Consider the following 2035-nt stretch of genomic DNA (forward strand, 5'->3'; position numbering starts at 1 on the left):
CGCACGCGCGGGCGCCCCGGATCCGGTGACCGGCGGGCCCGCCGCAAGCGGTGGGAGGGCGACGGGTGCATCTGCGCCGGCTCTGCGGCGGTCGCCATCACGCGCACCGACGGCACGGCCGTCGGTATCGCCACCTGGACACCCCGCGGCCTCCCGCCGGGTGTCACCTGCGAGACCGGCGCGGGGGTGCCCCCCGGGGCATCGCGGACAGGGCGCGGGGACGGCCGCCCGGAGACTTCCCCCGGACGCGGACTGTCTGTGGGACCACCCGACGCCGCCCCGCCGGCACCGGGCACCGGCCCGGCACCGGGCACCGGCCCGGCAGGGGGAGGCGGGCGCCGCCGCGGGCGGGCGCCCGCCCGCGCGGCCGGGACGCGGACCGCAGGGGCGGCCGACGGCACCGGCACATTGAACAGACCGTCCGGTCTGATTCCAGAGGGATTCCGGCTCCTTCCGGGGCCGTCCTCCTCGCGGACTCCGGCGCGGCGCGACCGCCGGCACAGTCCGCCGATCCCCGGGGGCAGGGCCCGCGGGGATCGGCGGCGGGCCGGGCGGCACCCCGCGTCCTGCGCGGGAAGAGAGGATTGCATGTGAGAAGAACACGAAGGGCGGCGCGTGCTTTCCTCCCCGGCGCAACGGCCCGTGGGCGCGGCCGGACCGGCTGCCGGCACTGCGCCCCGCACCCCCTCGCGGCCGCGCGCCGGCGCACCCCGGAGTCCTCCACCGTCGCCCCATGCCAGGCATGCTGGGCTGGCGAATTGGGCATGCGGCCGGTCTGTGCGGCGGCCCCGGCGGCGGACGGGCCGGCGCCGGGGCACGGCATGCCGCCGGGGGCGGGAGGGGTGGGCGGCATGCCGTGCCGCTTCGGCCGGTGCGCGGCGCCGCGGTGCGGAGAACTGTGTCGCGAACGCAACCGGTGGCGGGCGGCGGCCGGGTGCGGGGGAGGGGTTCGGCGGGTGTGTCCGGCGCGGGGCCGGGGGTCTTGGGGAAAAGATGACTGCCCGCCCGGATTGACAAACCGTCTATGCTGTTTTTTTATCGGGGGTGGGACAGATGCCGCAGCACGCCCGCTCCGGTGCCGGCGCGCTGACCCCGCCGCACGCACTGACCTGCCTGCATCCAACAGGGGAGAAACAATGGACATCGAAGTACTGGGACCGCTGTCGGTGCGGGAGCACGGCATCCCGGTCGCGCCGACCGCACCCAAACCCCGGCAGGTGCTGGCTCTGCTCGCGCTCAACGCGGACCACGTCGTCCCGGTGTCCACGCTGATCGAGGAGCTGTGGGACGAGAACCCGCCCCGCAGCGCCCGCACCACGCTGCAGACCTACATCCTGCAGCTGCGCGAACTCATCGGCGAGGCGCTGGTGCTGGGCGGCGACGAGCGGGCCAGGGCCAAGGACATCCTGGTCACCCTGCCGGGCGGCTACCGGCTGGAGAGCCGCGGCGGCACCCTGGACTTCCAGGAACTGGAACGGCGCGCGGGGGCCGGCTACCGGGCCATGGACGCGGAGGACTACGCCAATGCCGCCAAACGGCTGCGCGAGGCGCTGTCGCTGTGGACCGGCAACGCGCTCGCCGACGTCCAGGCCGGCAGCCAGATCACCCTGGAGGTGAGCCGGCTGGAGGAGACCCGCCTGTGCGCCCTGGACCAGCGCATCGAGGCCGACCTGCGGCTCGGCAACCACCGCGGACTGCTGTCCGAACTGACCGTGCTGGTCAGCCGCTACCCGATGCACGAGAGCCTGCACGGCCAGTTCATGCTCGCGCTCTACCGCTCGGGCCGCCGCGGTGAGGCCCTCAATGCCTACCAGCGCCTGCGCACCACGCTGGTGCGGGAACTGGGCCTGGAGCCGTCCACGGCGCTCGGCAGGCTCCAGCGGTCCATCCTCATGGCCCACCCCGAGCCCACCCTCACCCCCGGACCGCAGAACGGGGCCCCACGCCTCGTCGGCCGCATGGCCTGACCACCCCGGCGCCCGGCCCGACGTCAACCCGGCCCGGCCCGGTACCGCCCCAACCCGGCCCGGTACCG

The 2035-nt window shown here is 75.6% G+C and carries 1 protein-coding gene; it reads left to right on the top strand.

The window, feature by feature from the left end; all coding sequences use genetic code 11:
- The first annotated feature begins 1136 nt into the window (after nt 1-1136).
- Nucleotides 1137-1967: an AfsR/SARP family transcriptional regulator gene (locus tag ABZX90_RS43775; protein ID WP_355213726.1), complete on the top strand. Its 831-nt coding sequence runs from the start codon at nt 1137-1139 to the stop codon at nt 1965-1967.
- Nucleotides 1968-2035: the final 68 nt, after the last annotated feature.

The sequence above is a fragment of the Streptomyces sp. NPDC002935 genome (assembly GCF_040611295.1).
Lineage (GTDB): Bacteria > Actinomycetota > Actinomycetes > Streptomycetales > Streptomycetaceae > Streptomyces.